Genomic DNA, 236 nt, shown 5'->3' with positions numbered 1-236 from the left:
CCATTTTTAATGAAAGAAATAAAGACAGCGCGCTGAATCCGGAATTCATGGCGATCCCGACGAGAATAATTCTGCCCGATTCAAGATGCCCCCGGTGCCAGGCGAAAATATAGATCAGCACGGCCGCCATCAATCCTCCGATGAGGCCGAAGACAGGCATACCCATCGCAGAGGCAAGTGCCGTCGCTTCAGATTGTCCCTGAAACAGAAGCATAAACGTGACGATTCCGGCTCCG

Annotated in this window: 1 protein-coding gene; it reads right to left on the bottom strand. The window is 52.1% G+C overall.

Annotated elements, in window-relative coordinates; translation table 11 throughout:
* Nucleotides 1-236: iron chelate uptake ABC transporter family permease subunit (locus KVT31_RS29990; RefSeq protein WP_217613772.1), on the bottom strand; the 236-nt coding region annotated here is incomplete at both ends.

It is taken from the genome of Bacillus sp. GbtcB14 (assembly GCF_019091205.1).
Lineage (GTDB): Bacteria > Bacillota > Bacilli > Bacillales > Bacillaceae_G > Bacillus_A > Bacillus_A cereus_AG.
The sequence above is the reverse complement of the archived record's forward strand: the minus strand, read 5'-3'. Positions and strand labels throughout refer to the sequence as shown.